Annotated in this window: 7 protein-coding genes; all 7 read left to right on the top strand. The window is 60.8% G+C overall.

Features of this window, described 5'->3' with window-relative positions; genetic code table 11:
• Nucleotides 1-334 precede the first annotated feature (334 nt).
• Nucleotides 335-1,564, top strand: coding sequence for a formamidase (gene fmdA, locus MUM_RS0118980; RefSeq protein ID WP_010172896.1), 1,230 nt, complete (start codon nucleotides 335-337; stop codon nucleotides 1,562-1,564).
• Between the two features lie 2 nt (nucleotides 1,565-1,566).
• Nucleotides 1,567-1,914, top strand: a complete 348-nt coding sequence (locus tag MUM_RS0118975; protein WP_010172894.1) for an FmdB family zinc ribbon protein — start codon at nucleotides 1,567-1,569, stop codon at nucleotides 1,912-1,914.
• Between the two features lie 15 nt (nucleotides 1,915-1,929).
• Entirely contained in the window at nucleotides 1,930-2,973 is a 1,044-nt protein-coding gene (locus MUM_RS0118970) for an aliphatic amidase (RefSeq protein ID WP_010172892.1), read from the top strand.
• A gap of 3 nt (nucleotides 2,974-2,976) precedes the next feature.
• Nucleotides 2,977-3,933, top strand: a complete 957-nt coding sequence (locus MUM_RS0118965; protein ID WP_010172890.1) for an AAA family ATPase — start codon at nucleotides 2,977-2,979, stop codon at nucleotides 3,931-3,933.
• 50 nt (nucleotides 3,934-3,983) lie between these two features.
• Complete coding sequence (locus MUM_RS0118960) at nucleotides 3,984-4,547, top strand: DUF2239 family protein (protein WP_010172888.1); 564 nt, start codon at nucleotides 3,984-3,986, stop codon at nucleotides 4,545-4,547.
• Between the two features lie 22 nt (nucleotides 4,548-4,569).
• Nucleotides 4,570-5,925, top strand: coding sequence for an MATE family efflux transporter (locus MUM_RS0118955; protein WP_010172886.1), 1,356 nt, complete (start codon nucleotides 4,570-4,572; stop codon nucleotides 5,923-5,925).
• Nucleotides 5,926-6,113: 188 nt separating this feature from the next.
• Nucleotides 6,114-7,121, top strand: coding sequence for a hypothetical protein (locus MUM_RS1000000134625; protein ID WP_010172882.1), 1,008 nt, complete (start codon nucleotides 6,114-6,116; stop codon nucleotides 7,119-7,121).
• Nucleotides 7,122-7,154: the final 33 nt, after the last annotated feature.

The following is a 7,154-nucleotide window of genomic DNA, read 5'->3' as shown; positions in this document are numbered from 1 at the left end:
ACATCACATCGCGATACGCTCAAAGCCTGAAAGCGAGGGGCTATTTGACGTCTACTTCTGCCATCACTTTTTGCGGACTATCGACGTGAATAAGCCAGATTACGGACCATAATGTGTCAACCATGTCCCCGCACATGTGTCCACCATGTGTCCGGTCCGTACAGGCTCCTTTCAAAAGTGACCCGCTGTAAGAGCGGAACCCATATCAGCCATCACCCAAAAAACGGATATACCCCCAACCCCAAAGACGCATACGTCATCCAACGTATTCCCCGCCCAACCCCATCCCGCGAGACTGCTCCCGACAGCCAACCCACCCTCCGGGAGCACCTCGATGACCGACACCCTGATCAAAGTCGACCTCAACCAACCCGTCACCGAAAACGAGCAAATCCACAACCGTTGGCACCCGGACATCCCGATGGCCTGCTGGGTCAAACCCGGCGATGACTTCATCCTCGAAACCTACGACTGGACCGCCGGCGCCATCAAGAACAACGACGACGCCAGCGACGTGCGCGACGTCGACCTGTCCACCGTGCATTACCTATCCGGCCCGGTGGGCGTACACGGCGCCGAACCCGGCGACCTGCTGGTGGTCGACCTGCTCGACATCGGCGCCAAGGCCGATTCCCAGTGGGGCTTCAACGGTTTCTTCTCCCGCCAGAACGGCGGCGGCTTCCTCACCGACCACTTCCCCAGCGCACAAAAAGCCATCTGGGATTTCAAGGGCATGTTCACCAGTTCCCGGCACATCCCGGGCGTGAACTTCGCCGGCCTGATCCACCCCGGCCTGATCGGCTGCCTGCCCGACCCGGTGATGCTCGCCGACTGGAACCGCCGCGAGCAGGAGCTGATCGATACCAACCCGACCCGCGTCCCACCCCTGGCCAACGCGCCGCTGGCGGCCACTGCACACATGGGCAAGCTCAAGGGCTCGGCCCGTGACGATGCCGCCGCCACCGGCGCCCGCACCGTGCCGCCCCGTGAGCATGGCGGCAACTGCGATATCAAGGATTTGTCCCGCGGTTCGAAGATCTATTTCCCGGTGTACGTCAACGGCGCCGGCCTATCGGTAGGTGACTTGCACTTCAGCCAGGGCGACGGCGAAATCACCTTCTGCGGCGCTATCGAAATGGCCGGCTGGGTGCACATGAAAGTCGAGCTGATCAAGGGCGGCATGGCCAAGTACGGGATCAAGAACCCGGTGTTCAAGCCAAGCCCGATCACTCCCAACTACAAGAATTACCTGATCTTCGAAGGCATCTCCGTCGACGAACAGGGCCAGCAGCACTACCTGGACGTCAACGTCGCCTACCGCCAGGCCTGCCTCAATGCGATCAACTACCTGACCAAGTTCGGCTACTCGCCGGCCCAGGGGTATGCGTTGCTTGGCTCGGCACCGGTGCAGGGGCATATCAGCGGCGTGGTGGACATTCCCAACGCCTGCGCGACGTTGTGGTTGCCGACCGAGATCTTCGAGTTCGACATCAACCCCAACGCCAGCGGTCCGACCAAATTCCTCGACGGCAGTATCGACCTGCCCATCGCACCGGACCTGTAGCCATGCCGACCTACGAATATGCCTGTGAATCCTGCGGCACCTTCACGATGCTGCGGCCCATGGCCCAGCGTCACGAACCCAGCCAGTGCCCGTATTGCGACAGCCCGGGCGGGCAGTTGCTGCTGTCAGCACCGGCGCTGACCACGCTGTCGGCCAACCAGCGCAAGGCCATTGCCGGTAACGAGCGCAGCGCCCATGCGCCACAAACCGTCGGCGAATATCAGGAGGCGCGCAAGCACCCGGCAGGTTGCAGTTGCTGTGGCACCAGCAAACCGGTGGTGCCGAGCAAAGCCAACCCGCTGGGGCTCAAGACCAAGACCGGGCCGCGGCCCTGGATGATCAGTCACTGACCGAGGAGATTTGCAATGCGCCATGGCGACATTTCCAGCAGCCCGGACACGGTCGGCGTTGCTGTCGTGAACTACAAGATGCCGCGCCTGCACAACAAGGCCGAGGTCATCGATAACGCGAAGAAGATTGCCGACATCATTGTCGGCATGAAGCAGGGTTTGCCCGGCATGGACCTGGTGGTGTTCCCCGAATACAGCACCATGGGCATCATGTATGACCACGACGAGATGATGGCCACCGCCGCGAGCATTCCCGGCGAGGAAACGGCGATTTTCTCGGCGGCCTGTCGCCAGGCCAACACCTGGGGCGTGTTTTCCCTGACCGGTGAGCGCCACGAAGAACACCCGCACAAGGCACCGTACAACACACTGGTGCTGATCAATAACCTGGGGGAGATTGTCCAGCGTTATCGCAAGTGCATTCCGTGGTGCCCGATCGAAGGTTGGTACCCGGGCGACCGCACCTACGTGTGCGACGGGCCCAAGGGCATGAAGGTCAGCCTGATCATCTGCGACGACGGCAATTACCCGGAGATCTGGCGTGACTGCGCAATGAAAGGCGCCGAGTTGATCGTGCGCTGCCAGGGCTATATGTACCCGGCCAAGGAGCAGCAGGTGCAGATGTCCAAGAGCATGGCCTGGGCGAACAACTGCTATGTGGCGGTGGCGAATGCGGCGGGGTTCGACGGGGTGTATTCGTACTTCGGGCACTCGGCGATTATTGGTTTCGATGGCCGTACCCTGGGGGAGTGCGGCGAGGAAGAAATGGGCATTCAGTACGCCCAGCTCTCGGTCTCGCAGATCCGCGATGCGCGGGCCAACGACCAGTCGCAGAACCATCTGTTCAAGCTGCTGCACCGTGGCTACACCGGCATGCATGCCTCGGGCGACGGGGACAAGGGCGTGGCGGATTGTCCGTTCGAGTTCTACCGCACCTGGGTGCTGGACGCGCAAAAGGCCCGGGAGAATGTCGAGGCATTCACCCGCAATACGGTTGGTGTCGCCGAATGCCCGGTGGGGCAACTGCCCCATGGCGGTCAAGAAAAAACGGCGGGTTAAGGCATGCGGTTTACCTTTGAACCGGCCCAGGTCATGGCCTTGCTGCGCAGCCGGATTGTCGGCCAGGACGCGGCCCTGGCCCAGGTGGAGGGCTTGCTCAAGGTGGTCAAGGCCGACATCGGCGAGCGGGAGCGGCCATTGAGCGTCAACCTGTTCATGGGGCCGACCGGGGTCGGCAAGACGGAAATCGTCCGGCTGCTGGCCCAGGCATTGCACGGGCGGGCCGACGGGTTCTGCCGTATCGACATGCACACCCTGGCCCAGGAGCATTACGCCGCGGCCCTGACCGGCGCACCGCCGGGTTATGTCGGCAGCAAGGAGGGCATCAGTCTGTTCAACAGCGAACTGATCCAGGGCAGCTACAGCCGTCCCGGCATCGTGCTGTTCGACGAACTGGAAAAGGCCAGCCAGGAAGTGGTGCGCAGCCTGCTGGGCATCCTTGAAAACGGCCAGCTGACATTGGCGGGCGGCGCTCGCACCCTGGACTTTCGCAACAGCCTGATCTTCATGACCAGCAATGTCGGCGCCCAGCAGGCGCGTCGGCATCGGCAGCGTTTTGCTCCGCTGCGCTGGTGGGGCCGTGGTGAAGCGGGGGTGCTGGAGGACGCCTTGCACCGCCATTTCGAGCCGGAATTTCTCAACCGCATCGACCGCATCCTGATGTTCGAGCCCATCGACCATCAATGGCTTGAAGCGCTGCTTGAGGTGGAACTCGGCAAACTCAATCAACGCCTGGCGGCGCAGCAACGCTCGCTGGTGCTGGATGACTCGGCGCGGGCCTGGCTGTGCCGTGACCATGACGCGCGCTTTGGCGCGCGCGCCCTGGGCCGTCGGCTGCGGGTCGAACTGGAACCGGCGATTGCCGAATGCGTTTTGCGCGAACCGGGTGTGGGGCCCATGGGTGCGACGGTCGGCAGCGATCGTTTGGTGGTTTCGCAACAGGCGACTTGCATCCCCTGAATTTCAGGCTAATATGACCCGGGTAAAACAATATATTCCGGGTAAAAGTCATGAGCGCATCACACTGCACTGCCTTCCTTGGCCACCAACGCGTGGCCGCCGGCTCTTATGCCGACGTCGCCAAAAACCTGAAAAGCCTCGATCTGTCGGCTGGCAGTTTGCTGGTGTTCGATGACGCCAGCGGTGTCCAGGTCGACTATCCCTGGCCGGCCGGCTACGCCCCCCAACAGCCGGCGGTCGCGGTGACCGAGCCCGAAGTGCCAGCGTCACCTTCCGTAGGCCGACCCAAGCTTGGGGTGGTCGCGCGTGAAGTGACTCTGCTGCCCCGGCATTGGGAGTGGCTGGGGCAACAACGCGGCGGCGCCTCGGCGGCCTTGCGCCGGCTGGTGGATGAAGCGCGCAATGCGCATGCCGAGCACGATCAGCGACGCCAGGCGAAGGAATCCAGCTATCGTTTCATGAGCGCCATCGGCGGCGACCTGCCGGGGTTTGAAGAAGCCTCGCGGGCCCTGTTTGCCCAGGACGGCGCTGACTTTTCCAACAAGATTGCGCACTGGCCGGTGGATGTGCAGCTGTACCTGGCCTGGTTGTCACGCAACGCTTTCCCTGCCTAATTGCATCGAGATCCGAACCTTCATGGAAGTCACCCAGCAACGACCGTTGTGGCAGATCTACCTGATCTTTCTGGCACCCATGGTGCTGTCCAATTTCCTCCAGAGCTTTTCCGGCACGCTTAACGGTATCTATGTCGGGCAGATGCTCGGTACCCAGGCGTTGGCGGCGGTGTCGGGAATGTTCCCCATCGTGTTTTTCTTTATCGCCCTGGTGATTGGCCTGGGGGCCGGTGCTTCGGTGCTGATCGGCCAGGCCTGGGGCGCCCAGGAAACCTCGATGGTCAAGTCGATCACCGGCGCCACCCTGACCCTTGGCGCCCTGATCGGGGTGATCGCAGCGGTGTTGGGCAGCGTGTTTGCCCGCCCGGCCATGCTCGCGCTGGGTACGCCGGTGGACGTGCTGGACGACGCGGTGGGTTATGCGCAGATGATGATGTTGATCATGCCGCTGCTGCTGGTGTTCATCCTGTTCACCCAACTGCTGCGGGGCGTCAGCGACACGGTGTCGCCGTTGCTGGCGCTGGTGGTGTCGACCACCGTGGGCCTGGTGCTGACCCCGGCGTTGATCAAGGGCTGGCTGGGTCTGCCGCCGATGGGCATCCAGAGTGCGGTGCTGGCAGGGCTGGTGGGCAACGCCCTGGCGATGACCTTTCTGGTACTGCGCCTGCGCCATAAAAACCACGTGATGGCGCCGGACCGCGAGTTGATGGCGGCGTTGCGGCTGGACCGGCTGATCCTCGGCAAGGTCCTGCGTATCGGCCTGCCCACCGGCTTGCAGATGGTGGTGTTGTCGCTGTCGGAGTTGGTGATTCTGGCGCTGGTCAACAGCCATGGTTCCCAGGCGACGGCGGCGTATGGGGCGGTGACGCAGATCGTCAACTATGTGCAGTTTCCGGCGCTGTCGATCGCCATCACCGCATCGATTCTTGGGGCGCAGGCGATCGGGGCCGGGCGACTGGAGCGGATCGGGCCGATCCTGCGCACCGGGATCCTGATTAACCTGTGCCTGACCGGCGGCTTGATTGTGCTGGGGTATGGGTTATCACACTGGCTGCTGGGGTTGTTCATTACCGACGTGGACGCGCGGGTGAAGGCTGAGCACCTGCTGCACATCATGCTCTGGAGCATCCTGGTGTTTGGGTTCCAGGCGGTGGTGGGCGGGATCATGCGGGCCAGCGGGGTGGTGCTGGTGCCGGTGGGGATTTCGATCTTTTGTGTGTTGGGGGTGGAGTTGCCGGTGGCATACCTGCTCAATGCGCGGTTTGGGCTGGAAGGGGTGTGGATGGCCTTTCCGGTGACGTACCTGGCGATGTTGGCGTTGCAGACGGCGTATTACCGGTTGGTATGGCGGCACAAGCAAATCAAGCGACTGGTGTGAGGGGCGGCTTTCTTACAAGGTTATGAACAGTGTCCCTCAGGGGGAACGTTGATTTGGAACTCTTTTTTGGCTGATTACCACAGAACAGTGGTCCATGTACTGACGTATGAAGGCGACTTGTCAGGGCGCTGATCTACGTTGGTCTTGGAGGGAAGCAGACGACCCAACCCATTAGAGAGTAAATATTCATGTCATCAGTGAACATGCCGCAGACGCAAGCAGCTGGTTCGAATCAATTCGGTCAGGGCACTAACTCTTCACAGGGTTCCAACCCCTATGTCAATGCAAACAAGCGAGACATAGGCGGGGTATTCAATGCCAACATTGACCTGTTCCGGGACCCCGATACCGGGAAAGTCACGCAAGAACAACTTCGTGAAATTGCCAATCGCCCAATGACCGGCAGGGTGGCCGAGGACAATATGACGATGTTGGCCAACGAAGTTCTGCGACGCCCTGAATTGAACAGTAAGTTGGTGCCGAAGTCTGAGTGGGAACCGCCCAAGACCGATGAAAAAAATAAGGAATTGCCAGTTGGGGGAAAGGGCGACGGCCTGCAGCGCCAAAGGGTAGAGAACTCTGACAAGGGCACGGGGCAGGCAAATCCGTATGCGGATAAAAGTAGTGCACAACTTGCTGATTACGCGCTGGCCCGCTTCAGTTCACTGGCAGACGCTGACGGTGCCATAACCGATAAATCCCTTGCCTCGGTCGCTTCCGGAACGCGCTCGGATGGTACTCCAGCGTCCAAGTCAGAGATCAGCCTGGCCAATGCGCTATTGGACCAGCCCGGTCTCTTCAGTGGGCTTGATGGTGATGAAAGCGGGAAGTTTGACGGGAAAATATCCAGGGATGACCTTGCGGCGTTCAAGTATGAATCCATGAAGCCCGACGAGTTGCTCAAAGGTATAAAAGAGCACTTTTCAGACATCTGGGAGGGGGGGGATAAAGACTATCTCAACGTTGGTGAGCTGGAGTGGGCGGCGGGCATAAAGGAATCCCCTAAAACCTATACGCCTGAGGTGAGGGCGCTTGCCAAGGAACTCCTTGCACGACCACAGCTGCTTCGGGAGTTGGATATCGGTGTAAAGACCGCTACCAACCATAAAGCCGGTACAGAAGATGGAAGGTTCGACATGATCAACCTTGATTACCTGATCGAAAAATACGCGTCGTCCTTGCGGAAAGCTGCCTGAGCACTTGCATAGGCAGTGCGCAGGTTAATAGCT

The sequence above is a fragment of the Pseudomonas sp. PAMC 25886 genome (assembly GCF_000242655.1).
In the GTDB taxonomy this organism is placed as follows: domain Bacteria; phylum Pseudomonadota; class Gammaproteobacteria; order Pseudomonadales; family Pseudomonadaceae; genus Aquipseudomonas.
The sequence above is the reverse complement of the archived record's forward strand: the minus strand, read 5'-3'. Positions and strand labels throughout refer to the sequence as shown.